Source organism: Paraburkholderia phenoliruptrix (assembly GCF_047325075.1).
Classification (GTDB): domain Bacteria; phylum Pseudomonadota; class Gammaproteobacteria; order Burkholderiales; family Burkholderiaceae; genus Paraburkholderia; species Paraburkholderia phenoliruptrix.
The window spans coordinates 2,608,636-2,634,752 of the sequence record NZ_CP168530.1; the positions used below are offsets into that span (position 1 = coordinate 2,608,636).

At 64.9% G+C, this 26,117-nt stretch carries 24 protein-coding genes; 15 read left to right on the forward strand and 9 right to left on the reverse strand.

The annotated features are described in order from the left end of the window. Window positions 1-86: 86 nt before the first annotated feature. Both motA and motB read left to right on the forward strand, forming a co-directional pair. Window positions 87-971, forward strand: coding sequence for a flagellar motor stator protein MotA (gene motA, locus ACEN8U_RS11570; protein WP_013591683.1), 885 nt, complete (start codon window positions 87-89; stop codon window positions 969-971). After that, window positions 971-1,957, forward strand: a complete 987-nt coding sequence (gene motB / locus ACEN8U_RS11575; RefSeq protein WP_310109439.1) for a flagellar motor protein MotB — start codon at window positions 971-973, stop codon at window positions 1,955-1,957. Before motA ends, motB begins: the two co-directional genes overlap by 1 nt. 4 nt (window positions 1,958-1,961) lie before the next feature. Here the strand turns inward: motB and ACEN8U_RS11580 are convergent, their stop codons facing one another. The 3 genes from ACEN8U_RS11580 to ACEN8U_RS11590 all read right to left on the reverse strand — a co-directional run bounded on the left by ACEN8U_RS11580 (window position 1,962) and on the right by ACEN8U_RS11590 (window position 5,275). Beyond that, complete coding sequence (locus ACEN8U_RS11580; protein ID WP_310109441.1) at window positions 1,962-2,771, reverse strand: exodeoxyribonuclease III; 810 nt, start codon at window positions 2,769-2,771, stop codon at window positions 1,962-1,964. Between the two features lie 24 nt (window positions 2,772-2,795). Then, complete coding sequence (locus tag ACEN8U_RS11585; protein WP_310109638.1) at window positions 2,796-3,041, reverse strand: hypothetical protein; 246 nt, start codon at window positions 3,039-3,041, stop codon at window positions 2,796-2,798. Between the two features lie 131 nt (window positions 3,042-3,172). Continuing rightward, window positions 3,173-5,275, reverse strand: coding sequence for a D-(-)-3-hydroxybutyrate oligomer hydrolase (locus ACEN8U_RS11590; RefSeq protein WP_310109443.1), 2,103 nt, complete (start codon window positions 5,273-5,275; stop codon window positions 3,173-3,175). A gap of 156 nt (window positions 5,276-5,431) precedes the next feature. On the opposite strand from ACEN8U_RS11590, the gene ACEN8U_RS11595 reads away from it, so the two are divergent. The 7 genes from ACEN8U_RS11595 to ACEN8U_RS11625 all read left to right on the forward strand — a co-directional run bounded on the left by ACEN8U_RS11595 (window position 5,432) and on the right by ACEN8U_RS11625 (window position 13,068). Then, entirely contained in the window at window positions 5,432-6,169 is a 738-nt protein-coding gene (locus tag ACEN8U_RS11595; RefSeq protein ID WP_310109446.1) for a 2Fe-2S iron-sulfur cluster-binding protein, read from the forward strand. A gap of 13 nt (window positions 6,170-6,182) precedes the next feature. Then, window positions 6,183-7,184: a xanthine dehydrogenase family protein subunit M gene (locus ACEN8U_RS11600; RefSeq protein WP_310109448.1), complete on the forward strand. Its 1,002-nt coding sequence runs from the start codon at window positions 6,183-6,185 to the stop codon at window positions 7,182-7,184. Then, window positions 7,181-9,403: a xanthine dehydrogenase family protein molybdopterin-binding subunit gene (locus ACEN8U_RS11605; RefSeq protein WP_310109451.1), complete on the forward strand. Its 2,223-nt coding sequence runs from the start codon at window positions 7,181-7,183 to the stop codon at window positions 9,401-9,403. The genes ACEN8U_RS11600 and ACEN8U_RS11605 overlap by 4 nt, the downstream gene beginning before the upstream one ends. An 84-nt stretch (window positions 9,404-9,487) precedes the next feature. Beyond that, a complete protein-coding gene (locus ACEN8U_RS11610) occupies window positions 9,488-10,075 on the forward strand; it encodes a nucleotidyltransferase family protein (RefSeq protein WP_310109453.1) in 588 nt (195 codons plus the stop codon). Window positions 10,076-10,240: 165 nt separating this feature from the next. Then, window positions 10,241-11,794, forward strand: a complete 1,554-nt coding sequence (locus ACEN8U_RS11615; protein ID WP_310109455.1) for a DUF4130 domain-containing protein — start codon at window positions 10,241-10,243, stop codon at window positions 11,792-11,794. A 248-nt stretch (window positions 11,795-12,042) separates the two neighbouring features. After that, on the forward strand, window positions 12,043-12,747 hold the full coding sequence (locus tag ACEN8U_RS11620) for a PIG-L family deacetylase (RefSeq protein WP_013591673.1): 705 nt from the start codon (window positions 12,043-12,045) through the stop codon (window positions 12,745-12,747). 168 nt (window positions 12,748-12,915) lie between these two features. Then, window positions 12,916-13,068 (forward strand): hypothetical protein, encoded by a 153-nt coding sequence (locus tag ACEN8U_RS11625; protein ID WP_013591672.1) that lies wholly within the window; start codon window positions 12,916-12,918, stop codon window positions 13,066-13,068. 356 nt (window positions 13,069-13,424) lie between these two features. On the opposite strand, the gene ACEN8U_RS11630 is transcribed toward ACEN8U_RS11625, so the two are convergent. Genes ACEN8U_RS11630 through aepX form a run of 3 tightly spaced genes read right to left on the reverse strand, consistent with a single transcriptional unit; the run spans window position 13,425 to window position 17,397 of the window. Then, on the reverse strand, window positions 13,425-14,492 hold the full coding sequence (locus ACEN8U_RS11630; RefSeq protein WP_310109457.1) for a 2-aminoethylphosphonate aminotransferase: 1,068 nt from the start codon (window positions 14,490-14,492) through the stop codon (window positions 13,425-13,427). A gap of 20 nt (window positions 14,493-14,512) precedes the next feature. Then, window positions 14,513-15,676 (reverse strand): phosphonopyruvate decarboxylase, encoded by a 1,164-nt coding sequence (gene aepY / locus ACEN8U_RS11635; RefSeq protein WP_310109458.1) that lies wholly within the window; start codon window positions 15,674-15,676, stop codon window positions 14,513-14,515. Beyond that, window positions 15,673-17,397: a phosphoenolpyruvate mutase gene (gene aepX / locus ACEN8U_RS11640; RefSeq protein WP_310109461.1), complete on the reverse strand. Its 1,725-nt coding sequence runs from the start codon at window positions 17,395-17,397 to the stop codon at window positions 15,673-15,675. Before aepX ends, aepY begins: the two co-directional genes overlap by 4 nt. A gap of 611 nt (window positions 17,398-18,008) precedes the next feature. On the opposite strand from aepX, the gene ACEN8U_RS11645 reads away from it, so the two are divergent. After that, window positions 18,009-19,550 (forward strand): methyl-accepting chemotaxis protein, encoded by a 1,542-nt coding sequence (locus ACEN8U_RS11645; protein WP_310109464.1) that lies wholly within the window; start codon window positions 18,009-18,011, stop codon window positions 19,548-19,550. A 296-nt stretch (window positions 19,551-19,846) separates the two neighbouring features. Continuing rightward, window positions 19,847-21,568 (forward strand): peptidoglycan D,D-transpeptidase FtsI family protein, encoded by a 1,722-nt coding sequence (locus ACEN8U_RS11650; RefSeq protein ID WP_368608462.1) that lies wholly within the window; start codon window positions 19,847-19,849, stop codon window positions 21,566-21,568. 35 nt (window positions 21,569-21,603) lie between these two features. Here ACEN8U_RS11650 and ACEN8U_RS11655 read toward each other — a convergent pair whose 3' ends face one another. Next, window positions 21,604-22,719 (reverse strand): sensor domain-containing diguanylate cyclase, encoded by a 1,116-nt coding sequence (locus ACEN8U_RS11655; protein ID WP_310109470.1) that lies wholly within the window; start codon window positions 22,717-22,719, stop codon window positions 21,604-21,606. A 287-nt stretch (window positions 22,720-23,006) separates the two neighbouring features. On the opposite strand from ACEN8U_RS11655, the gene ACEN8U_RS11660 reads away from it, so the two are divergent. Beyond that, the gene (locus ACEN8U_RS11660; protein ID WP_310109472.1) at window positions 23,007-23,264 is read left to right on the forward strand and encodes a DUF2866 domain-containing protein; all 258 of its coding nucleotides are present in this window, start codon (window positions 23,007-23,009) and stop codon (window positions 23,262-23,264) included. On the opposite strand, the gene ACEN8U_RS11665 is transcribed toward ACEN8U_RS11660, so the two are convergent. Next, window positions 23,246-23,878, reverse strand: coding sequence for a 2-hydroxychromene-2-carboxylate isomerase (locus ACEN8U_RS11665; RefSeq protein WP_310109475.1), 633 nt, complete (start codon window positions 23,876-23,878; stop codon window positions 23,246-23,248). The genes ACEN8U_RS11660 and ACEN8U_RS11665 overlap by 19 nt on opposite strands. 50 nt (window positions 23,879-23,928) lie before the next feature. On the opposite strand from ACEN8U_RS11665, the gene ACEN8U_RS11670 reads away from it, so the two are divergent. Next, on the forward strand, window positions 23,929-24,060 hold the full coding sequence (locus ACEN8U_RS11670) for a hypothetical protein (RefSeq protein ID WP_310109478.1): 132 nt from the start codon (window positions 23,929-23,931) through the stop codon (window positions 24,058-24,060). A gap of 103 nt (window positions 24,061-24,163) precedes the next feature. Then, the gene (locus ACEN8U_RS11675) at window positions 24,164-24,532 is read left to right on the forward strand and encodes a hypothetical protein (RefSeq protein ID WP_310109480.1); all 369 of its coding nucleotides are present in this window, start codon (window positions 24,164-24,166) and stop codon (window positions 24,530-24,532) included. 27 nt (window positions 24,533-24,559) lie between these two features. Here ACEN8U_RS11675 and ACEN8U_RS11680 read toward each other — a convergent pair whose 3' ends face one another. After that, the gene (locus tag ACEN8U_RS11680) at window positions 24,560-25,186 is read right to left on the reverse strand and encodes a LysE family translocator (protein ID WP_310109640.1); all 627 of its coding nucleotides are present in this window, start codon (window positions 25,184-25,186) and stop codon (window positions 24,560-24,562) included. A 161-nt stretch (window positions 25,187-25,347) separates the two neighbouring features. On the opposite strand from ACEN8U_RS11680, the gene ACEN8U_RS11685 reads away from it, so the two are divergent. Next, complete coding sequence (locus ACEN8U_RS11685; RefSeq protein ID WP_310109482.1) at window positions 25,348-25,929, forward strand: YigZ family protein; 582 nt, start codon at window positions 25,348-25,350, stop codon at window positions 25,927-25,929. The last annotated feature ends 188 nt before the right edge of the window (window positions 25,930-26,117 follow it).

The following is a 26,117-nucleotide window of genomic DNA, read 5'->3' on the forward strand; positions in this document are numbered from 1 at the left end:
GCGGAAATTCAGCGACGCACGCACAAGCCCTGCAAAACGGCTTCTTCTGCTACGTGACGTGCGGCGCGCAAGATAACGGAGAGAACATGTTTGTCGCAATCGGCTGGGTGTTGGTGATCGGCTCTGTCATAGGGAGCTTTGTCGGCGTGGGCGGCCATTTGCCGGCGCTCGTACAACCGTTCGAACTACTATGCATTTTCGGTGCGGCGATCGGCGCGTTCGTCGTCAGCAATCCGATCTCGACGTTGAAGAAGACGCTCAGGGCGATTCCGTCGTGCTTCAAAAACGGCGGCTACACGAAGGAAAAGTATCTGGAACTGATCGCGCTGCTGTACGAGCTGCTTCAGAAAGCCCGCAAGGAAGGCATGATGTCGCTCGAAGCCGACGTGTTCGCCCCTGAGGAAAGCGTGATTTTCCAGAAGTACCCACACGTTCTCGCCGATCACCATCTGCTTGATTTCATCGTCGACTATTTGCGCATGATGTCCGGCGGCAACGTCAACGTGCTCGAAGTGCAGGACCTGATGGACGAAGAGCTGGCCACGCATCACGCGGAAGCGTCGGTGGCGGCCAACGCGATCCAGAAGATGGCAGACGGGCTGCCCGCATTCGGCATCGTCGCTGCCGTGATGGGCGTGGTCCACACGATGGGCTCCGTCGGCGCGCCGCCTGCAGTGCTCGGCGAGATGATCGCGGGTGCACTCGTCGGCACGTTCCTCGGCATTCTTCTCGCGTATGGCTTCATCGGTCCGCTCGCCGATCTGCTGAATGCAAAGGGACGCGCTGAAGCAAAGCCGTTCCAGTGTGTGAAGGCCGTGCTGCTCGCGTCGCTCTCCGGTTACGCGCCGCCTATTGCCGTGGAGTTCGGCCGCAAGGTGCTGTTCACCGCCGACCGCCCGAGCTTCCAGGAACTCGATGACGCGGTGCGCGCGACCAAGACGCCGAAGCCTGCCGCAAGCGGAGCAGCGTAATGACGCAAAGACGCTCACGCGGCGAGGAGCAGGAGGTGCCGCCGCCGATCATCGTGCGCCGCTCGAAAAAAGCCGACGATCACGGCGCCCATCACGGCGGCGCATGGAAGATCGCGTACGCCGACTTCGTCACCGCAATGATGGCGTTTTTCCTGCTGATGTGGCTGCTCGGCTCCACGTCGAAGTTCGACAAGCAAGGCATTGAGGACTACTTCAACACGCCTTTATCGAGCCTGCTGGGCGGCAATGAAGGCGCAGCCGCCGCACGGCCGAGCGTGGTGCAAGGCGGCGGGCGCGACATTTCCGACACCCGTCCGGGCGACGGCAAAAAGACGCAGGTCGAGGCGGCTACGCCCGTGAATGTGGTGCCGACCGTTGCGCCGGCTGACGCGGCTCGCTTGCAGCAGCTGAAGGAGAAACTCATTTCGCTAATCGAGCAAAGCCCGGCGTTGAAGGCGTTCAAGGATCAGATTCGCATTTCGATCACGAATGAAGGCTTGCGCATCGAGATCGTCGATTCGCAGAACCGGCCGATGTTCGCCTCCGGCAGTCCACGGCTGCAGACTTATGCGGTCGCGATTCTCACGCAGATCGGCGCGGCGCTCAACGACGTCGACAACCGTATTTCGATTGCGGGCCACACCGACGCCGTGCCGTACACCGGCGGACCCGTCGGCTATTCGAACTGGGAGTTGTCGTCGGAACGCGCGAATGCCGCGCGCCGCGCGCTCGTCTCGGGCGGCATGCATGGCGAAAAGCTGTTGCAGGTGCGCGGTCTCGCGGACGTGCTGCCGCTCAACAGCAATATCGTCGACGAACCGACCAATCGGCGCATCAGCATTCTCGTGATGAACAAAGCCGCCGAGCAGGCATTCTTCCACGATGGCGGCCGCACCTCCATCGACGAAAACTCGCCTGCCGGTGCGGCGATTCCCGCGGTCGCGGCGCGCATGCATCCGGCTCCCGGCGCGACGGTAGTCCGCTAGCGGTTCAGCCGCGTGCCTTGCGGCGCTTCGCGCCCATGTCCAGTTCGACCCAGGTCGGCGCGTGGTCGCTCGCGTGCGGCTCGCCGCGCACCCAGCGGTCCACGCCGGCGTCGCGCAACCGCGGCGCGAGGTCCGGGCTCAGCAGAATGTGATCGATGCGCAAGCCGGAGTTGGTGTCCCAATGACGGCGAAAATAGTCCCAGAAGGTATAGACGCGCTCGTCGCCGAAGTGCGTGCGCAGCGCGTCTGTCCAGCCTTGCGCGAGGAGGCGCCGATAACGCTCGCGGCTCTCCGGCTGCAACAGCGCGTCTTTCAGCCATGAGCGCGGGTTGTAGATGTCTTCATCGGTGGGCACGACGTTGAAGTCGCCGGCGAGCACGACCGGATGGCCGCTCTTGAGCAGCTTCGCCGCGTGATCGATCAGGTGATCGAACCATTTCAGCTTGTACTCGAACTTGAGACCGGGCTGCGGATTGCCGTTCGGCAGATACAGACAGCAGACCAGCAGACCGCCCACGGCGGCTTCCAGATAGCGGCTATGCGTGTCGTCCTCGAAACCCGGCAAACCGCGGCGGCTTTCCAGCGGCGGCTCGCCCTTCGACAGAATCGCCACGCCGTTCCATGCGCTCTGGCCGTGCCAGATGGCGTGATAGCCCGCGTCGCGCAAGGCGTCGGCGGGAAATGCGCTGTCTGCGGCCTTCAGTTCCTGCAGGCAGACAATGTCGGGCGCCTCGCGCTCGAGCCATTGCAGTAACGCGGCCTGACGCGAACGGATTCCGTTGATGTTGAATGTCGCAATGCGCAGCGTCGCCACGGCTCCTCCTTCCTGCAACGCGAGTTATTTCGACGACGCCTCGTTCGACATCTGAGAGGCCGCTTCATCGCACCACTCGATCGCCCACAGGCGCGCGCATGAAATCGCATCGGCTTCATTCGAGAAGGCGTCGATGTCGCCGGAATCATGCGACTGGAAATGCTCGTTTTTTTGCGGTATACGCGTGATCCGGGCACGCGCGTAGTAGACGCCTTCGTCTGCATGGCGTGCCCGGCAATCGATGTGGAAATGCCTGTAATCGAACTGCATCGGTTGACCTCTGAACGCTTGATGCCGATGAGCGGTAGCATCGTTCATTCCCGCCGCCTTGCGTTCGATGCATGGCCACGCGCGTCACGCACTACGCGCGCGCGTGACCCGCTATCGGCAGCCAGCCCGCATCAATTCGGCACGTTCACCGCGCCGTTGGCCACCGTGATCGCATTGCCGCCGGGACTCGTCGCAATCGCCGGCAAGTTGGCAGTGGTCAATGCAGGTGCAGCGCCCGGCGTACCGCCGCGCGGCACGGTATGAACGACTTGCGACGGCGGCAGCGGCGTGCCGTTCTTCAGGTGGTTCCACATCAGGTTGAGTGCCTGAATGTTGTAGTAATGCAGCGGCACGAAGCGCGTATCGAACCCTGCCACGCCGAGGAACGCGTCGAAGTGCTGGCCGTTCGTGATTTCATAGAACGACAGCTTGCTCGCGGCGCCTTCCACGAGCTGATTCGTCGCCACGTAGGGCCGTGAAGCGTGGTTGATCGGCACCAATGCATCGGCCCGCCCCTGCACGATGATGGCCGGCTTGCCGTGCAGATTCGCATTGACCTTGATGGCTTCCACGCTGTTGTTCAACGCGCCGTTGGTCCACAGCGTCCGCAGGCAGGCAGCCCCGGCATAACTTGCGTCGACCGTGGCGAGTCGATGGTCGAATGCGCCCGCCGTGCCCGCGTTATAGACGAGGTTGATGCCGTTAGTGGGCGGTACGCCGTTGCCGTTGCCGAACACCGTGAGCATCGGCGACACGGCGGGCGTCACGCCGGCCGCGCCCGTCGAACTCGTGGTGCCGAAGCTGAAGTTGCACAGGTTGTCGGCCACGCTCGCTCTTGCATAGGCGTTCGCATAAGTCACCGCGACTGCCGGCACGGCTTGCGAATCCCACATCGGCGCATGCAGCAGGTCCGAATCGGTCTGATAGCCGTTTTGATGCAACAACGCGAGCGCATTGCTCGCCTGCGTCGCGGTGTCGCCACCGGAGATCACGCCGTTGGCCGCGAGCGTCGCGCATCGCGCGGTGCGAATGGCGGTGGTGGTCGCGAGCGGCAGAGCCGTCAGATACGGCGCGCCGGCAGCGGCAGGCGCGAGCGCCGCGCACGGCTCGAGCAGGTTCGCGAGCGTCATGTAATCCGCAAGCGGCTTGCCGAATGCGCCGACGGGCGCGCCACCCTGCATCACCGATACCTGCGAAGGCACACGCACGTTGATTTGCGGCTCGCCGACCACGACGGCGGTAATGAGCCCGGACGTGTCCTGTTCCGCCGCCGCAAGCGACGCGCCGCCGCCATTGCTCACCGATGCCGCAATCGTCAGAATGCTGCCCGGCTGGTAACGCACGGTGCGGGTCGAGCCGTTCAACGCGCCGTAGGAATCGTTGAGCGCCCAATACGCGAACTGAATGGCCTGCAACGTGTTCTTGCCCCAGTCCTGCTCAGGGTTCTGCTGCGAATGCGCATGCTTGAACGCGTAGCGGTTCGGAAACTGGCTGTTGTAAGTGGCGATGTCGGTGTTGCCCAGATTCGCCGTGAAAATGCTCGCCTTGCCCGCCGCATTCGCGTCTTGCAAGGTGCCGTCGATCAGCGTGACGCGATTCGTCGACAGTTCATGCGCGCCGTTGCCCGAGCCCTTGTCGGTGTATGCCACCGCGCAGCCGCGCTTGAGGCCCCACTCGCCCGCCGCGGAAATCGCGCCGTACACGCCGCGCGAGCCGGATGACGTTGCCGTGACAATGCACGGTTGATCCGCATTGAAGCTGGCCGGAATCTGCACGAGCACGCTGACGTTCTTCTTACCGCTGCCGTCGTCGGCGAAAGCGAGGTACTCCTTGCCCGCAATCTTGCCTTCGCCCAGCGTGTCGTTGCCGTTCAGATCGACGTTGGGGCCCCAGAAGCGCCCATATCCGCCATTGCTCGTCATGTCGACGAGCGCGCGGTAGTTCGACCAGATGGCGAGCCGCCGCAGCTCGGCTGCCGTAGGTTGCGCGGCGTTGGCGATGGCCGGCGCAGTGGCCGAGGCAAGCCCGGTTTTACCGAGTCCCGCAGTGAGCAGGTCGTCAGAATTGCCGTCGTAAGACTGCGTCTTGACCGTGCTGCCGACGATGAAGTTCGGCAGCGCGTTCGCCTGCGGTGGTGGCGGACCGTCGTCATGTCCCCCGTGGCATGCGCTCAAGGCGAGCGCGACGACGATTGCAATGGAAAGCGCCGACCTGCTTCGAATGGCGGATGTCATCTGTGCTTGTCTCCATTATTCGCAATACCGTTTTTGCGTTACCGTTGTACACGCAACCGCGCCGGATTTGCTACGCTCAATTGTTCTCGTGCGACGCTTCGGATACCGACGCATCGTCAGCCTGCATTGACCTTTCAGCGGAGTCAATAGAACGTCATGGCAAGAGATAACGAATGTGAACATTCGGGCGACGAAGCCGCCTTGCGTCAACCTTCGCGGCGCCGTTTTCTACAATCGGCCGCAGCGGCGGCTACGGTCGGTGCGGCACCGCACCTTCGCGCGCAAACCGAAACGCCTGCCGCGCCCGCGGCGCGCACGCCCGAGCCGGCACCGCCTCGGCCCGTCGCATTGAACGTCAACGGCCGCACCTATGCGCTGCAACTCGAACCGCGCGTGACCCTGCTCGATGCGTTGCGCGAGTACGCGGGCCTGATGGGCACGAAGAAGGGCTGCGACCGCGGACAATGCGGCGCGTGCACTGTGATCGCGAACGGACGCCGCATCAACTCGTGCCTGACGCTCGCCGTCATGCACGAAGGCGAAACCATCACCACCGTCGAAGGCCTCGCCACCCACGGCGCATTGAGTCCGCTGCAACGTGCGTTCATCGAACACGATGCGTTTCAGTGCGGCTACTGCACGCCGGGACAGCTATGCTCTGCGACCGCGCTGCTGCAGGAGTTTCGCAGCGGCGCGGCAAGTGTCGCGACTGCGGATGTCCGTAGAGGTCCTATCAAACTTTCCGACGACGAAATTCGCGAGCGCATGAGCGGCAATATTTGCCGCTGCGGCGCCTACGCGAACATTGTGGCCGCGATACGCGCCGCGCATGAGGGCGGCGATCAGAACGTGAGCGCGACGGCAATCGGCGTCGAGCGCCACGATCCCGCGTAAGGCAAGCACGACCATGGATGCGATCTCATACGAACGCGCCGCCGATGTCGCCGGCGCAGTGCGGGCAGTCCAGCAGCCGGGCGCCGTGTTCATCGGCGGCGGCACGAATCTGCTCGATCTGATGAAGGGCGGTGTCGAGCGGCCGGTGCGGCTCATCGACATCACGCATATCGGCGGACTGGACACCGTCACCACGTTGCCTGGCGGCGGCCTTCGCATCGGCGCCCTGGTGCGCAATAGCGACGCCGCAAATCATGCGTTGATACGCGAACAGTATCCGCTGCTGTCGCAGGCCCTCCTTGCGGGCGCCTCAGCGCAGTTGCGCAATATGGCGACCGTCGGCGGCAATCTGTTGCAACGGACCCGCTGCGGTTATTTCTACGACACCGCGTTTTCACAGTGCAACAAGCGCGTGCCGGGCAGCGGCTGTGCGGCGCTCGAAGGCCACAACCGCATGCACGCTATTCTCGGTGCGAGCCCGCAGTGCGTCGCGGTCAATCCCTCGGACATGAGCGTCGCGCTCGCAGCGCTCGACGCCGTGGTGCGCGTCGCGGGGCCGGCCGGCGAGCGAACCATTCCGTTCGCCGAATTTCATCGGCTGCCGGGCGACAGGCCCGACGCCGATACCACGCTGCGTTCCGGCGAACTGATTACCGCGGTCGACCTTCCGCCGCCGCTTTTTAGCGCGCATTCGCATTATCTGAAGGTGCGTGACCGCGCCAGTTACGCATTCGCATTGGTGTCGGTCGCCGCTGCGTTGCAGATGGACGGCGAGCGCGTGCAGGCCGTGCGCATTGCGTTGGGCGGCGTCGCGCACAAGCCGTGGCGAGCAAGTGCCGCGGAACAGATGCTGAACGGCCAGCCGCTCACGCAAGCCACGCTGGACCGCGCGGCAGCCGCCGCATTGCACGACGCGAAACCGCTCTCGCACAACGGCTTTAAGGTCCAGCTCGCGCAACGCGCGATCGTGCGCGCGGTGAACGAAGCCGCCGGCCACGCGGGAGGTGTCGCATGAATCTGATCGGCCAGCCGTTCGACCGCACCGACGGTCTGCTGAAAGTGACGGGCGAAGCACGCTATGCGGCGGAATTTCCGGAGGCGCGTCTTGCACACGCCGTGCTCGTCACCAGCACCATTGCCCGCGGCACGATTGCGTCGATCGATGCGAGCCGCGCAGAGGCCCTGCCCGGTGTGCTGCTCGTGATGACGCACGAGAATGCCCCGCGTCTGCCGAACGGCGGCAAGGCGCAATTGGCGCCGCCCGCGGGGCGTCGTCTGTCGCTTCTGCAGGACAACGAAGTGCATTACAACAACGAGCCTGTCGCCGTCGTCGTCGCCGATACACTCGAACATGCGACCGACGCCGCGCGGCAGTTGCGCATCACCTATCGGGCCAGCGCCGCCACGCTCGACTTCGCGCGCGCCAAGGCCAACGCGCACGCGCCCGACAAACCGCAAGGGCGTCAAACGGATACGCAGCGCGGCCGTATCGAGGACGGCATGAAGCGCGCCGCCGTGCATATCGACGCGACGTACACCACGCCCATCGAGCATCACAATCCGATGGAGCCGCACGCGACGATGGCGCGCTGGGACGGCCCGCAGCTCACGCTCTACGATTCCACGCAAGGCGTGAGCGGCGAAGCGCAGGCGGTCGCAAAGACATTCGGCATTTCCGCAGCAGACGTACGCGTGATTTCGCCGTTCGTCGGCGGCGGCTTCGGTTGCAAGGGCTCGTCATGGTCGCATGTCGCGTTGTGCGCGATGGCCGCGAAACAGACCGGGCGTCCGGTGCGGCTCGTGCTCGAGCGTCCGCAGATGTTCGGTCCGGTCGGCGCGCGGCCGCACACGGAACAGCGTCTCGTGCTCGCCGCGCAACGCGACGGCACGCTGAGCGCCATGCGCCACGACAGCCTCTCGAACACGTCGATGATCGAAGACTGGACCGAGACCTGCTGCATGGTCACGCGCATGTTGTACGCAGTGCCCAACCAGGTCACCACGCACCGGCTCGTGCCGCTCAACGTCGGCACGCCGACTTTCATGCGCGCGCCGGGCGAGACGACCGGCTCGTTCGCGCTCGAATCGGCGATGGACGAACTCGCCGTCGCGCTCGACATGGACCCTCTAGCGTTGCGCCTGAGGAACTACGCCGAGGTCGATCCGCAGGAGAACAAGCCGTGGTCGGATAAGTCATTGCGCGAGTGCTATCAGATCGGCGCCGAAAAATTCGGCTGGTCGCGGCGTCATCCGGCGCCCCGTTCGATGCGGGACGGCAACACGCTGATCGGCATGGGCATGGCGAGCGCGACGTATCCGGCCAATCGCAGCGAAGCCGGCGCGATCGCGCGGATTCTGCCGGACGGCACTGCGATGGTGGCCTCGGGCACGCAGGATATCGGCACCGGCACTTACACCGTGATGACCCAGGTCGCCGCCGATGCACTGGGATTCGCGCCCGAAAACATCCGCGTCGCGCTCGGCGACTCGTCGCTGCCAAAGGCGCCGGTGTCGGGCGGTTCGCAGTCGGCGGCGAGCGTGACGCCGGCCGTGCGCGAAGCGGCGAACGCCGCGCGCGCGCAGCTGATCGCGCTGGCGCTGGCGGACGCCGCGTCGCCCGTGCACGGCCTTGCGCTCGACGACATCACCGTGGAAAACGGCTGGGTGACGAGCCGCTCGCAACCGGCGCGGCGCGATCCGGCCGCGGCCGTCATTGCGCGCGCGGGCGGCAAGCCAATTGAGGCGACGTCCACCGTGAAGCCCGGCGACGAGAAAGAGAAGTACTCGTTTCACTCGTTCGGCGCGGTGTTTGTCGAAGTGCACGTGGATGCCGACCTCGGCACGATTCGCGTGCCGCGGGTGGTCGCTGTATATGACGTGGGGCGCGTGCTGAATGAAAAGACCGCGCGCAGCCAGATGCTCGGCGGCATTGTGTGGGGCGTAGGCGCGGCGTTGCAGGAGGAATCCTGGCTCGATACGCGCTATGGACGCTTCACGAATGCGAATCTCGCCGAGTACCACGTGCCGGTGAACGCGGACATCGGCTCGATCGACATAACGTTTCTCGACCGGCCCGATCCGCATATCAATTCGCTCGGCGTGCGCGGCATCGGCGAAATCGGCATTACCGGCGTGTGCGCGGCGCTCGCCAACGCGGTGTATCACGCGAGCGGTGTGCGCGTGCGTGATCTTCCCATCACGCTCGACAAGGTGATGCAGCCGACCCGCGTCTGAGGCACGCGCGCCCGCAGGTGGACGCTTGCCTCGCGGTGCGTTGCGCCGCACAATCGGGGGCACTTTCTTCCACCGGTGCTCTCCATGGCTTACGCGTCGCTTGCCACTGGCATCTTGCTCGCCGCCGGCGTCGGCTCGCGCTTCGATCCGCACGGCGTGCAGAACAAGCTGCTGGCCCGCCTGCCGGACGGCACGCCGGTCGCTCAGGAAGCCGCGCACCGGCTGCTGCTTGCCGTGCCGACGGTGCTCGCCGTGGTGCGGCCGGGCGCCGAGGCGCTTGCGCGTCTTCTAAACAATGCCGGCTGCGACGTGGCGTTCGCGCCCGCCGCCGAACGCGGCATGGGCGCGAGCCTCGCGGCAGGCATTCGGGCAAGCGAGGACGCCGAGGGCTGGATCATCGCGCTCGCGGACATGCCGCGTATCCAGTCGTCGACGATCGAGGCGGTGGCCCGCGCGCTCGACGGCGGCGCGTCGCTCGTGGCGCCGTTTTATGGGGGACAGCGCGGGCATCCGGTCGGCTTCGGCGCGGCGCATCGCGAGGCGCTGCTTTCGCTCGACGGCGACAGCGGCGCGCGCGCGTTGTTGAAATCGGAGCGTGTCATGCGGCTCGACGTCGACGACGCCGGGATCTTGCGGGATGTGGATACGCCGGAGGATTTGCGCGGGTTTTAAAGGTGTTGGCGGTGGGCCGTCGAGAGTGGAGATTTCAGGCCTGTGCACAACAAACGCCGGGCTTGATCCGAACCCGTGCCTGGGCGCATACTGTATATTCGTACAGTATTTCAGCTAGCCGTGAACTGGCGCTTGCCGGGTTTCGCCCGGCTAGGGCGCTTTCCCATGAACCGCATTGTCATTGCTCCGTCTTTCCGTGCCTGGCGCGACGCGGCCCGCTCGCTGTTGCGGCATGGCGCGCAGCCGGAGCAGATCGAATGGGTGGAATGCCCGCAAGGCGCGGAGGAACCCGCTGGTCCTGTCGGCCGCGCTCAGCCCGCGGCAGGGACTCAACCGCCCGGTGAGGCGTCGCAAGCCGGGCCCCCGAGCGCCGCGACGCGCGCCGCCACGCTGGCCGTCCCCCGCGAGCTGCTCGTCTGGCTGAAAGCGGCCGCGTGCTTCCGCGCGCGCGACCGCTGGGCGCTGCTCTATCGGATCCTGTGGCGCTGGACGCGCGGCGAACGCGAAGTTCTCGACCCGAACGACAGCGACGGCGCCCTGCTCGATCAGCGTGTGCGGGCCGTCGAGCGCGAAACCGAGGACATGCTGAACCTCACGCTGTTCAGAAGGCGCGATCCGTCGTTTGGCGCGCCGGAGTTCGTCGGCTGGTATGAGCCGCATCACGACCTGCTCGAATACGCCGCTGACCGCTTCGCCGGACGCATGGGCTACTCCACGTGGATGCTGGCCACGCCGCAAGGCGCCGCGCTGTGGAACGGCATGTTGCTGCACACATCGCAGGTCGAACCGGAGGACGCCGCGCAGCTTCCGACCAACACCGCAATGGCGGGCGAGGCCGTGACCAGCGAACCCACTGAGGCGCTGTGGCTGGCCTACTATGCCGAGGTCGTCAGCGGTGGGGGGCCGCCGGTGCCGGTGCGGTATTGGCGAACCCCGCCCGAAGGGCCGACGTTGCCCGGACATCTCGCACGCGAGCGCCTGTTTCCGCTGGGGCAGGGCGCCGCCGTGACTGTGCCGGCCGCGCCGCCGCTCGACTATTCGGCGGTAACGCCACCGCTGCGCGAGCCCGCCGGTGCGCTCGACACCTGCAGGCGTTGCGCGTTGTGGCGCAACGCGAAGCGCGCTGTGCCGGGCGTCGGCGCGGGGATGGGCGCGAGTTGCGGCGCGGGCGTTGGCTTTGATGCGGACGTTGGCTTTGATGCGGACGTTGGCGCAAGCGCAAGCATCATGATCGTCGGCGAACAACCGGGCGAACACGAAAACGAGCTCGGCGTGCCCTTCACCGGTCCGGCCGGCCGGTTGCTCGACAGCGTGCTCGCGCGTGCTGGGCTCGATCGCGCGTCGCTGTATCTGACGTATGCCGTCAAGCATTACAAGTGGGAGATCGTCGGGCACGAGCGCATTCATCGCACGCCCGCGCAACGCGAGGTCGAGGCTTGTCAGTATTGGCTCGAAAAGGAACTCGCAGAGCTTGCGCCGCGCGTGGTCGTCGCGTTAGGGGCGACCGCGTTGAAAGCGCTGACGGGCGCGCACGTCAATCTGCCGGAATATGCAGGACGCGCCATCCATCATGGCGGGCGCATCATCGTGCCCACCTGGCATCCCGCCTTCGCGCTGCGAACCGGCAACGCCCATTTGCGCGAAGATATCGTTACAAGGATCGTGGCAGCGTTCAGGCACGCAGCGAAGCTGGCCAGCGACGGCGGCGAGCCCACATGACGCGCATGACGCGGGGGCCTCGCTTGACCCGCTTGACCCATCAGGCATGCAAAAAGCCTCGCACGCGGGTACAGGCACATGGCTTGCGCAAAGACTCGCACTGTTCGCCACCGCCACCCAACAGCACTCGACTGCGAATCAGCCGCGCAACTCGCTCCAATTCCGCCTAAGCTGATGTGACGCCGCGATTGTCACGCAACGTTACGCCGTCAATTACGGCGCATACGTTTCGAACCCACCGATTGCCCATGAGCGAAACCAGCCCGCGCCTCTTCATCGTGTCACCGCATTTCGACGATGCCGTCTTCAGTTGCGGCGCATTGCTCGCGGCCCATCCGGACGCGGCGGTCTGCACCGTGTTCGCCGCGCCGCCCGAGCATACGATGCATACGGAATGGGACGAGAAGTCGGGGTTCGGCAGCGCGTATGAAGCGATCCACGAGCGCACGTTCGAAGACAACCGCGCGCTCGACCTGCTCGACGCCATTCCGCTGCGCATGCCGTTTCGCGAAAGCCAATATTCCGATTCGCCGTCAATCAGCAAAATGGCGGCCGAACTGGAGGAAACCATTTATCGAACCACGGCGAACACGTTGCTGATGCCGCTAGGCCTGCATCACGACGATCATGTGCGCGTATTCGAAGCCTGCTGCGAAATCCTGCCGCGCCTGTCGCACCTCGCGTGGTTCGGCTACGAGGAAGCCATTCACCGGTGCACGCCGGGCGTGGTGCAGGCTCGGCTCGCCGATCTCGCGCAACGCGGCATCGTCGCGACGCCGGCCAACCCGAGCGCCGGGCATACCATCGACATGCAGCGCCGCGCCCAGATCAAGCGCGAAGCCGTGCATGCGTACCAGAGCCAGTTGCGCGCCTTCGGCCCAGGCAATTACGACGACGTCTTCGCGACCGAGCGCTATTGGCAGCTCAGCGTAGGCCGTCGCGTGAAAAAGTAGGAGAAGGAGCGCGACCCACGCGGCGGGCAGAAGAAGCAAGCAGAGGCAAGCAAAGGCAAGCCGAGGCAAGAACAGCCGCCCGGGACACCGAGCCAAAAAGCGCCTACGCTTGAGGAGAACGGCACCCGCCGTCGCGCCATCGCACAGTTTTCAACCGCAGGTGATGCAATGAGCTACGACATGCATACGAGCCCGATTCCCGATCCCAACGCCGACCCGACCCGCGATCCGGAAGGCGATCCGCTGACGCCGCCGTCGCCCGGCCATCACAACGAGGAGCCGCAGCGCCCGGAAGGACCGCCCGACAAGGATCCGGTTTGAAGGGGCGTGAAGTGGTGCCTCGGCGGACGCCCGCCGCGTGGCCGGGGGCCGCCGTAAGTCGCTGAGCCGCTGCGTGTCACTTGCAGACCGGCGCGCTGCGCCATGGGACCGGATGGGCCGCCGAGCCGCCGAGCCGCCGAGCCGCATTAGCCTCCGAAGCCGCCCGGCTGCCTGAGCCACTTAGCCGCCGCTGAGCCGCACCTAAGCCGCCGCTGAGCCGCTTCAAGCGCTCTCGAGGCGCTGAACCTGCTTGAGTTGCTGCAAAGCCCGAAGCACCACAACCCCTGCAACTACCACAACCGCTGCAACTACCACAACCGCTGCAAGCCACAAGCCCCGCAGCAGCCCTTACCCCCTCACCTCACCAGCTCGTCAAACCCCTGCAACAGCCGGTCGATATCGGCAGCATGAATGTTCCCCATCGTCGAAATGCGGAATAGTTCCGCCGACAGCCCGCCCTGCCCCGCATAGATGACGAAGCCGCGCGCCTTCAGCGCATCGTGCAATTGCACATACGCGACGCCCTCCGGCAAGCGGTACGCGCGCAACACCACCGACGATTCCTGCGGCGCCAGCACACTGCCGATGCGGCGTTCGGCCAGCCCCGCGCGCACCTGTTCGGCGAGCGCTGCATAACGCGCATGACGCGCGCGCCAGCCGCCTTCGTCGGCGATTTCGCGCAATGCCTCGACGAGCGCGTAGTACGCATGAACCGACGGCGTGAACGGCGTGTTGCGCTGATCCTGCAGACGCGCGAGCCGTCCGAGGTCGAGGTAGTAAGTACGGCTCGCGGCCTGCGCGAGGGCCGCGCGGCGCACCAACACGAACGACGCGCCCGGCACGCCGTGCAGGCACTTGTTGGCGGTCGCGGCCACTGCGTCAAGACTGGTGTCGGCGAAGTCGATCGCTTCCGCGCCGAAACTGCTGACACCGTCCACCAGCAAACGCAGACCGCGCGCGCGGCACAACGCACCGAGCGCCGCCAGGTCGTTCAGTCGCCCGGTCGTGGTTTCGTGATGGATCACCGCGACATGCGTGAACGCCTTGTCCGCGTCGAGACGTGCGGCGATTTTCGCGAGATCCGGCGCCTCCATCCAGTCGTGCTTCAACGCCTCATGCGCGATGCCGTACTGCGCGGCGATCTGCGCAATGCGCTCGCCGTACACGCCGTTTTCCACCACCAGCAGTTTGCCGTGTTGCGGCACCAGCGCGGCCGTCATGCTTTCGACGGCGGCTGTGCCGGAGCCCGTCATCAGCACGGCCTGCCATTCGGTCGCGTCGAGACCGTAAAGCTCGACGAGACGCGTGCGCGCCTCTTCCTGCAAATCGAAAAACTCGCTTTCGCGGTGGCACAGGTCCGTCTGCAACAGGCTGTGGCGGACACGTTCGGTGAGCGTCACCGGGCCGGGATTGAGCAGCAGCATGAGCGCTTGTTCCTTTGACTTCAGCCGGCGCCGATGTGGCGCATCAAACGCGCTTTCACATCGGGCGGAGTGATGGTGGGACGCGGCAAGCCGTCCGGCGTGCCGCGGCGAATGACAAGGCGCACGAAGCGCGGGCCGTCGAGCGGCGCGGATTCGAACAGCCGGTCCAGCACGGCCGGATCGTCGCTCTCCACCGCCGACGCATAGCCGCACGCCGCCGCGACGCCCGCGAACGACACTTGCGACGAGACCGTCGCCTGGCCGCCCGTCGAGTCGTGCGCGCCGTTATCCAGCAGCACGTGGGTGAGATTGCCCGGACCGTAGGCACCGAGCGTCGCAAACGCGCCCATGCGCATGAGCGCCGCCCCGTCGCCGTCGAGCGCGACCACGTGCAGGTCCGGACGCGCCAGCGCGAGACCGAGCGCGAACGGCGTCAAGCAGCCCATCGAGCCGACCATGTACAGCTGGTTCGGACGATCGTCGATTGCATACAGCTCGCGCCCACAAAAACCGGTCGATGCCAGCACCACCGTCGAGTCGGGCGGCGTGTGCGCGATCACCTTCTGCAACGCGTCGTGACGCGACGCGCGTTCGCTCTCCGCCGCGCCGACGAATTCCGCGCGCGCCGCGACGGGCACGCGGCGCACGCCGGCGTCGCCCGCCTTCAGTTCGTACGGCGCGACGCTGCCCTTTTGCATGACGAGCGCGTACGGGCGGCCCGTCTCGTCCATATGAGCGATGGCGCGGTCGAGCGCCGGGCCGATTGCATCGACTTCTGTCGGGAAGGTCTCCCAGGGAATTTCCATGGTGTCGAGCATGGCCGGCGTCACGGGGCCCATCAGCGCATGCTGCGGTTCGTCGGCGACGCCCGGCTGGCCGCGCCATGTGACGATCAGCAGTTGCGGCAGACGGAAGGTCCACGTGAGCGAGGTCAGCGGGCTCACCGCGTTGCCGAGCCCGGAGTTCTGCATCATCGTGATGCCGCGGCGTCCACCTTGGGCACCGAGAGCGACGCCCGCGATCAACGCGACCGCATCGCCTTCGTTCGCCGCCGACACGTAGTGCAGCGACTCGTCCTGCAGCACATAGTTGATGAAAGGCGTGAGATACGAGCACGGCACGCCTGCATACCAGTCGAAGCCGCGTTCGCGCGCCGCCTCGACGAACTGTGCAGCCTCGATCATTGCGCCGCTCCGTTCGCCATGTCGGAGCCCGCACCGCCGACAGACGCCGCGAGCGGCGTCTGGCCGTGCGCGAAGTCGCCCGCGCGGCGGAAGTCTTCGAGGTCGTTGACGCCGCGCCAGTGGCCGTGCACATACTGCACTTCGATGGATTCGCCTGCTTCGATCAGCGCGTTGAGCAACGCGGGCATATCGAGCGACGCGAAATCGGCGCGCGCCTGCAACTGGCGCATGACCGCCTGCAGACGCTCGCGGCCTTCGCCGCGCACATTCAGGAGGCCGACCCAGCGGCCATGCGGCGTTTGCGAGGCGATCGCCGACGACGCCTCCTGTCCGCTCGACACATGGCGCAGCAGAACCTTGTTGCCGAAGAGACCCCGGTCGTCGGCGGCCGAGCACCACGCGAAGTCGCGCACGCTCGCATTTTCCGCGTCGGTCAGCGAGGAATCGACCACTACGCTGAACGCCGCCTCGCTTTCCACCAGATCGCGCAGGATATAGCTGCGGAACAGCAGGTCGCCGTAGGAAATCACTGCATCGCCCGAGAGCTTGTCCAGCGCGCACGCGAGCGACGCGAGTTCGCCCGTCTCGGCATGCTTTTCATTGACGACGAGCTTGATGCCCGCTTTATCGATGGCGTCGGCGCGATAACCGCCGACCACCGTGATGTCGTTGACGCCCTGCTTCTTGAACGCGTCGACGAGCCAGCGCAACAGCGGCTTGCCGGCAATCGGCAGCATGACTTTGGGGCGGTCCTGCGTGACGGCTTCGAGCCCCTTGCCGCGGCTCGCCGCCAGCACGACCGCGGAGCCTGCCGCGCGGCCGCTCGACAGATAGCGCTCTTCTGCTTCCGAGTATTCGTCCGCGTCCTGCAAACGGAAAATTTCGTTGACGGCGGCGATCCGGTCTTCCACGTTGACGAGCGTTTCGCTCGTGTGGATTTCGCGCGCGACGGCCTGCATGGCCGAAGTCGCCGCGCGAATCAGATGGTTCGCCCAGATCACCGTGCTGATGCCGGCTTCGCGGAACACTTCCGTCGGCGTGCTGTAGTACTTGGTCGGCACGATGACGAGCGGCGCGCGGCCCGCCCACTCGCGCGCGAACTCGAGAATCTCGTCGGGGCGCGAGAGCTTGCTGTGAATCAGGATCGCGTCCGCGCCGGCGCGGCGATAGGCTTCCGCGCGGCGCAGCGCCTCGTCCATGCCCCAGCCGGCGATCAGCGCTTCCACGCGCGCGACGATCGAAAAGTGCTCATCCGACTGCGAGTCTTTGCCGGCCTTGATCTTGCCGCAGAATTCGTCGATATCGGCAAGCGGCTGCGCTTCGCCGTTGATAAAGCTATTGGTCTTTGGAAACTGCTTGTCTTCGATGCACACGCCGGCAATGCCGCGCTGTTCCAGCTTGCGCACGAGGCGGCGCACATTGTTGAAGTTGCCGTAACCGGTGTCGCCATCGAGCAGAATCGGCAGGTCGCTCGCGTCGGCCATGAATTCGAGGTTGTCGACCACCTGCGTCCAGCTGGCTTCGTTGTTGTCGCGCACGCCGAACTGCGCGGAGATCGCAAGGCCCGAGCCCCAGATCGCCTTGAAACCGGCTTCGCGGACGATGCGCGCGGATAAGCCGTTATGCGCCTCCATCATGAATTCGAGTTCGTTGCTGACGAGCATCTGGCGCAGGCGTGCGCTGCGTGAAGCGGAGACAAAGGCGGGTTCGCGGGCGTTCATTTTCTGTACTCCTGGTGACGGCCTACTGGCGGGCTGATCGGGTGGCTTATTGAGTGGCTTATCGGCGCTCTAATTGCCCGGCTGGCGACTGGAAAATGGCGACTATAGCGGAATTTTCATTTATTCGTCATTTGAACGGCTACGCTTTTCCGGGCTTGCCCTTAAATGGAAAAATGTGTCGTTTTTTGCCGAAATTGGCGAGTCAGACGTTCTGGAGTTCAGTGGCAATTTGTGGATTCGTGACACAAAGCCTTGCCTGCGGGAAGGCTACCCGAGCCGGCCGAATGCAGGCGTTAAAAATTAATTCTGGACCATATGACTCGGATTATTAACGTGCCTTATTTTCCGTGCCCGCAGCGAGATCAAGCAGATAATAACCATTAACGCAATTGACTATATTGGCACGCATTAATGCATTAATACTCGCAGCCAAACCGTCTCGATAACCTCCTTTCTCTCCCGCCCCCGGCGAGCCGCCCTTTAATCAGACGAAACGCGCTTGCCGGCAGGGGTTTCCCCTGCCTCAGGAAGAAACTGAAAGCTGCCGTAAACCCACTCAGCGGGACACACCCAGCGAATCCGATCGACCCTTTGCCGAGCACGACCTTGCTATGACTCTGAACAAAAAACTGGCCTCAATGATCGCTGTCCTCTGGTTCGGCCTGATTCTGATCGGCGGTTTCGGCGCATGGCAAACCCGTGCGTCGATGATCGCCGACCGGCGCGATCAGCTCACGTCGCTGATCGACCAGGCGAATCACGTGGTCGGCCGCTACTACGCGCTGGCGCAACAGCACACCATCACCGAAGACGAAGCGAAAAAGCAGGCGCTGGCGACAATCGAGTCGATGCGCTACGGCAAGGACGGCTACATCTCCGTCAACGACTCGCAGCCCGTCATGCTGATGCATCCGTTCAAGAAAGAGATGGTCGGCAAGAATCTCGCACAATTCGCGGATCCGGCCGGCAACCATCTGTTCGTAGATATCGTCAACGCGGGCAATCGCGAAGGCGGCGGCTTTGTCGACTATCTGTGGGCGAAGCCGGGCAGCGACAAACCGGTGGCCAAGACCAGCTACTCGCTGCACTTCCAGCCGTGGGACTGGTATCTCGTCACCGGCATGTACATGGACGACGTGCAGCACGCGTTCTACGCGAGCCTCCTGCGCTGGCTCGCCATCACGGTCGCGCTCGGCGGCATCGCCACGGGCATCATGCTGCTCGTGCTGCGCAGCATCCGCCGCTCGCTCGGCGGCGACCTCGAAGTGGCCGTCGAACATGCGCAGTTGATGGCGCGCGGCAATCTCGCGGTGCGCGTGCCGGTCAAGGGCGACGATGCCGGCAGCCTGCTGCATGCGCTGCAGACCATGCAGGCGGGTCTCGTCGACACCGTTTCGCGGGTGCGCGCCGGTACCGAAAACATCAACGTCGGCGCCAGCGAAATCGCCGCCGGCAACACCGATCTGTCGCAGCGCACGGAAGAACAGGCGGCCGCGCTGGTGGAGACCGCGTCGAGCATGGACCAGATGACGGTCAACGTGAAGCAGAACGCGGACAGCGCGCAGCAGGCGGCGCAGCTCGCCGGTCAGGCCGCCGACGTCGCCACGCGCGGCAGCCGCGTGGTGGACGACGTGGTCCGCACAATGGGCGAGATCACGACGAGTTCGCGGCAGATCGGCGACATCATCGGCGTGATCGACGGCATTGCCTTCCAGACCAACATTCTCGCGTTGAACGCGGCCGTCGAGGCGGCCCGCGCGGGCGAGCAGGGCCGCGGCTTCGCGGTGGTCGCGGCCGAAGTGCGCAGTCTCGCGCAACGCTCGGCCACGGCTGCCAAGGAGATCAAGGCGCTGATCGAAACGTCCACCAGCACGGTGGAAGCCGGGGCGTCGCTCGTCTCTAACGCCGGTTCGACGATGGGCGAAATCGTGCAGTCCGTGCGCCGCGTGAACGAGATTCTGGAGGAAATCAGCAACGCGTCGCGCGAGCAGAGCGCGGGCATCGAGCAGGTGAATCGCGCGGTCGGCGAAATGGATCAGGTCACGCAGCAGAACGCGGCGCTCGTCGAGCAGGCCGCCGCGGCCGCGCACTCGCTGAAGGACCAGGTGGGCGTGCTGCGCGAGGCGATTTCGAGCTTCGCTTTGCCCGCATGAAGGCGCACGCGTGAAGGCGCATTCATGAAAAAGAAGGCGCCCGACAGGCGGCGGGCGCCTCTTTAACACGCCGCGTCGACGTCGACGCATCAATCGAACGAAACCAGCCGCGCGGATTTAAAAGTCCGCGCGGCTTTTTTACGCCTGGCGCGGGCGGTTGCCGGCCTGCTTTCCTGCTTTGTTGCTCACAGCGTTGCTTGCGGTAATCTCGCATACAGATTACGTTCTCATTACAATAAGCCGTGCCGCCAGTTAATTCGCTGCTTATCCGTTGCTTGTCCGCTGTTTATCCGTCCATGATCCAGAAGAAGAAATCCCCGCCGCGCGAGCCCTACGCGCCGGTCGCGAAAAACCAGTTGCTCGTCGCGCGCCTGCCGATGTGGCGCTCGAAACTCATCGTCGTGCTGGTGTTCGCCGCCTTCGCCGCGCTCGCCGGGCGCGCGTTCTGGGTTCAGGTGGTGAACCGCGACTTTTACGTCGACCAGGGGCAAAAGCGCTATCAACGCACCATCGAGCTCGATGCAACGCGCGGGCGCATTGTCGACCGCAATGGCTCGATGCTCGCCGTCAGCCTTGCGACCTACGAGATCTGGGCATCGCCCAAACTGCTCGACGAAGCCGCGCTGCCGCCGCTTTCGAAACTGCTCGATCTGCCGCTCGCGGAATTGCGCCGCCGTCTGAACGGCGACAAGACCTTCGTGCTGCTCAAACGCCAGGTGGACGCGGACACGGCCGGGCATCTGTCCAAGCTCGGGCTCGCGGGCATCACGCAAATTGCCGATTCGAAGCGCTTTTATCCGGAAGGCGAGTCGGCGGCTCACGTGGTCGGCTTTACGGACATCGAGGACAACGGCCAGGAAGGCGTCGAGCTTGCCGCCAACGACCAGTTGCTGGGCGTGCCGGGCCATCGCGAAGTGATCCGCGACCGGCTGGGCCGCGTGGTGTCCGAAATACGGCCGCTCGTGCCCGCGCAGAACGGCGAGACGATTCATTTGACAATCGACCGGCGCATCCAGCAGCTCGCCTATGCACAACTGAAGGAAGCCATCGCGAAACATCGCGCGGAGGCCGGCAGCGTGGTGGTGCTCGACGCGCGCAACGGCGAGATCCTCGCGCTCGCCAACTACCCGAGCTTCGATCCGAACGACCGCGCGCGCCTGACCGGCCGGCAGTTGCGCAACCGCGCGGTGGTCGACATCTTCGAGCCGGGCTCGACGATCAAGCCGCTGGTCGTCGCCCTTTCCATCGACGAAGGCAAGGTGCGGCCGCAAAGCGTCATCGACACCGCGCCGGGCTGGTACAAGATCGGCCCGGCGGTGATCCACGACACGTCCAATCATGGCGCGATGACCGTCGCCGAGGCCGTGCAGAAGTCGAGCAATATTGCGCTCGCGAAACTGGCGCTGAATCTGCCGGCTGAAAAAATCTGGGCCAAGTACCAGGAATACGGGCTCGGCGTACGGCCGGAGCTGACCTTTCCAGGCGTGGCGTCCGGCAAGGTGCGGCCGTACAAGCGCTGGCGTCCCATCGAGCAGGCGACCATGGCGTACGGCTACGGGCTGTCGGCGTCGCTGCTGCAGATGGCGCAGATCTACACCGCCTATGCCGGCGACGGCACCCTGCACCCGGTGCGCCTCGTGCGCGAGAGCGCCGACGCGGCGTCGGCGGCGCAGGGACCGCGCGCCGTCACGACGCCGGCCACCGCGCGCGCGATCCGCTCGATGCTGGAAATGGCCACGGGCGACGGCGGCACCGGACGCGCCGCGACGGTGGAGGGTTATCGTGTCGGCGGCAAGACCGGCACCGCGCGCAAGCAGGTCGGCGCGACCTACGCGAAGAACCGCTACCGCGCGCTCTTTGTCGGCATGGCGCCGATGAGCGATCCGCGCCTGATCGTCGCCGTGATGATCGACGACCCGGCCGGTAAGGCGTTTTACGGCGGCACCGTGGCCGGACCGGTATTCAGCGCGGTGACGGGCGGCTCGCTGCAGTTGCTGGGCGTGCCGCCGGATGCGTGAGGTGCGCGCCCTTGCAGGCCGTCGCGAGCCCGCCGCTAGCGCAGCGCGCAGTCCGTCGGCGCTTTGCGCAGGGCTTCCACCCGGTTGCGCCCGTTGTGCTTTGCCTGATACATCGCGCGGTCGGCCTCGTCCATCATCGCGCGGCCCAGCGCCAGGGCGTCGGCCGGCGAGCCGCTCACCGTGCGCGCGGCCACGCCGATCGACACGGTCAACGCGATGCGTTCGCCATCGTCGTCGAGCAGCTCCAGCTTTTCGACCGCCGCGCGCACGCGCTCGGCGACCGTTTGCGCGTCGGCGCGATCGCCTTGCAGCAGCGCGGCGAACTCCTCGCCGCCATAGCGGGCGACCGTGTCGCCAAGACGCACCTGCTGCCGCACGCAAGCCGCCACCGCCGCGAGCGCGCGGTCGCCGGTCTGATGGCCGTAGGTGTCGTTGATCCGCTTGAAACTGTCGACATCGATGAAAAGACACGCAAGCGGCACGCTATAGCGCGCGGCGCGCATCAGTTCCTCGCGCAGACGCTCGTCGAAATAGCGTCGATTGGACAGACCCGTCAGCGGATCCGTCATGCCCAGTTGCTTGAGCCGTTCGCGATGCGCGACGTTGTCGAGACTCGCCGTCACGATGCTCGCGAAGCGCTCGAGAATGTCGGTCGCCATGCCGGGCACGAAGCGGCTCGCGTCGTCGCTGCCAAGGCACAGATAGCCGCTCACGCTATTGCCGGCGGCAAGCGGCAGGAGAATCGCGCTCGCGGGCGCGGGCGCCTCGCCGAAAAATGCGCGGCGCGACGCGGAGTCCAGCCTGGCCGGCTGGCCGAGCCACGGCTCGCCGTCTTCGCAAAGACGCTGCGCCACCACGCGAGCTTCGCGCGAGGTCTTCAGATTCGAGTGATCTGCTGCGCGCAGCGCGGCGGGCTCGAGCAGTTCGAGCAACATCGGCGCGCGTTCGTCGAGCCAGAGCGTGACCGCCGACAGCGAGAATTCGCGCGGCAAGTGGCCGAACAAGGTATCGAGAAACGACGCGAAGTCCTGGGCGCCGATCAAACGCAGCTCCACGTCCTGAAAGCGGCGCAACGTGCGCTCGTTGTGCTGCACGGTATCGACGAGCGAGCGAAGACGCTCGGAAAGCGGCGTTTGGGCAGGATAGGTCACGTTATCAGCAGTTATCAGCGGTGCCGGGCCGAAGACCCCAGCCGAGTCGACTACCGGGGTCGATTACTTTTATAACGGCCCTTTTTCCGGCGCCTTGAGGGCAAGGGTGCACGAGGGCGCCGAACAGCCATTTACGCGCTCTTAAGTCTCGCTTAATTCTTTGCTGCAACCATGCGGCTCAACATCCCCTGTTGAGCCGCCAGATCATCGGCGGCGTTTTTTTCAGCGATGTTCGCCGACGCGCCAGAAGACAGGCTGCATGCCTGCGAAAAGAAGGAGGTCAAACCATGGTTGAGAACGCGGTATTCGAGCATCTGCGCGCCATGCCTGACAACGAATGGGTCCGGCAGATTCACTCATGCAAGGTCTCGGATCCGTTGCAACCGCCTTGGGGACGTTCATACCGGCTCGTCGAATGGACCATGAAGCACACGCCGGAAGCAAGCCGCCGTGTCGTGCCCGCCGAGAGCACCCCGCTGGAGATCGCGCAGGCCGTTGTGTCGCATGTGCCGGGCAGGCGCTTCTGTCAGCACGGCGACGAATAGCAGAAGTCGAGCGCGTCTTCGAGGCGGTCGTTACCCCAGAACATTTCGTCGCCGGCAAAGAACGTCGGCGCGCCGAAAATGCCTTTGGCCGCTGCGGCTTCGGTCTGTTCTCGCAAACGCAGCTTGTTCGCGTCGCTTTGCGCCTCTTCCACGATCTGCTGCGCAGGCAAGCCGAGAGTCACAAGCGCTTCGCTCACCACTTCCACCGAGCCGATATCGCGGTCATGCACGAAGTTCTGCTGCATGATCTCGCGGCAGAATGCAGCGATCCATTCCCGCTCGGTGCCGAGCAACGCCACGCGCATCGCAAGTAATGCGGCACGCGGAAAAACGCTCGGACGTGTCAACGCAATGCCGTACTTGCGGCACTGCCGTTCCATGTCTTTCCAGACGTACGCGCCCTTCTCCTTCTGCAGCACGAACGGCGAATTGTCAAAACCGAGCGCGCGAAAAATCGGCCCAAGCAGAAACGGCCGCCAAAGAATGCGCACGCCGCGCGCCGCGGCCTCCGCCTCGATACGCATCACGCTCAGGTAGCTGTAGTTGCTGCCGAAGTCGAACCAGAACTCGATGTCGCGCGCCGGCGGGGTGGTGGAAACGGTCGTGGGGCTCATCTCTTCTCTCTTGCAATGTCTGACAGTCAAACGGAAAAAGCTTGCCTATCATGAGAATCTTTGCGTCACTCAACTCAAAAACCCATGGTAGAAGCACGATGCGTTATCCGTACGATCTGTTTGTCGCCGTGTGTCTTGCAGCCATCGTGATGGCGGCCGCGGTCATGCTCGCGCTGAACTGAATGGCGGCAGCCGGGTGCCGCGTTCGCCTTTGCGCGCACGCTACGCCTTCCCGTAAAAACTCGCGATATACTGTACGCATATACAGTACTTTTCGTCTGAGCAATGCGGCTTCCTCCCTTCGAGCCTCCCACGCTCGCCGAACTGCGCGCCTTCTGGCGCGCGCGTGACGAGCGCGCGGTTCACCGGCTCATCCTCGAAATCCAGCGGCAGCGGCTCACGCTGCTGGAGCTGCGCAGCCTGATCGATTACGGGGTGCAACAGGCGCGCGCCGCGGACCGCACGCTGGTCGAGCGCGGCGAGCCGCTCATGACGCTGCGTATCCGGATCGCGCAAGAAGTGCTGCGCGTCGGCGAAATCGACGATACGCGGCAAATCAGCCGGGCGGAGCAGGAAAGGCTCGCCGTGCGCACTCAGGAACAGGTCGAATACGCACGCGAAGGGCGCTTGCGAAGACAGCGCCGCAATATCTAGCTTGAGTAGCTTGAGCGGCGCGCGCGTTCAGCGCGTTTGCGCCGCCACGCGCAGCCCGAGCGAAATAAACAGCACGCCGATAATCTTGTTCTGCCAGCGGCGCAGCCACGTCAGGCGCTTCACGAGTCTGCAGAGCGGACGAATGGTCAACACGATCAGCGTGGTGTAAAGCGCGCTCATGCCGACGAAAATCAAACCGAGCGCCGTGAACTGCAGAAACGTCGAACCGTGCTCGGGATGCACGAACTGCGGCAGAAACGCCAGAAAGAAAAGCGCCGTTTTCGGATTCAGCACTTCGGCGGGAATCGCCTGAAAGAAGGCTTTCGACGCGGACACCGGCGCGCTCGCGGGCATCTCGCCCCTGGACGGCTTTTCGCGCAAGGCCCGAATGCCGAGATAGACCAGATAAAGCGCGCCGATCCACTTGACCGTGTTGAACGCGAGCGCCGACGTCATCAGCAATGCGGACAGGCCGACTGCCGCGCCGAGCGTATGAACGAAGTCGCCCACGGCAATACCGAGGCCGGTGAAAATGCCGGCTTTGCGTCCGCCATGCACGGTGCGCGTGAGAACCAGCAGCACCGCGGGTCCCGGAATCAGAAAGAGTCCGAGTACGACGGCAACGAAAGTACCTAAGGTGGATAACTCAAGCAGGCGGTCCATACTGTCTCCGGATTATTGTCGGTCGTCGCGCTTTAGCCTGCAAAGTGTACTCCGCTTATCGGGCAGGCCGCATGGCATAGTAGCGATGATTCGGGTCCGCGCGCGAGGCGCGCCCTGAAGTCTTTTATCCAGGTTATTGAGCGGAATTCCAGGTGACTTACACGTTGTCGACGCGGCACATCCACGAACTCGAGATTCGCAAGAGCCGGTTTATTGCGTATGCGATGCCCGTCGAAGATCGCGACGCCGCGATGGACGAGCTGCGCCGCCTGCGCGACGAGCACCCGGCCGCGACGCACGTGTGCTGGGCGCTGCTGGCAGGCGGACAATCCGGCATGTCCGATGACGGCGAGCCCTCCGGCACCGCCGGCCGGCCGATTCTCGAAGTGCTGCGGCATCACGATCTCGACGGCGTGCTGGCCGCGGTCGTGCGCTACTACGGCGGCGTCAAGCTCGGCGCGGGCGGCCTCGTGCGCGCCTACACCGACGCGATCGCCTCCGCGCTGCTCGACGCGCCGCGCGTCGAACGCATTGCACAAGGCTCGCTCGTCGTCGAAGTCGGTTATGCCGACGAAGCGAAAGTGCGGCGCTGGATCGAAGCGGAAGGCTACGCGCTCGCCGACACCACGCACGGCATGCTCGTCAAAATGACGATCCGCTTGCCCGTCAACATGATCGACGGCGCGCGCCATACCCTGGTCGATATGACGCAAGGCAAAGCCGGCTTCTTCTAATGACGGCGCCCGCCTATTTATTTAGAAGATGGCGCGCGGGTAGCCGCTGTTACCATGCTGCTCTTCAACGGCATGTCTCACCACCTAAAGGGCCACTCCTCTGATACCGACCGCCGCCTGTTCCCGCAGAGCGCCCGAACCGGCGCCGCATCATCCGCTTCGCACCCAACCGGCGCACCCGGGGGCGC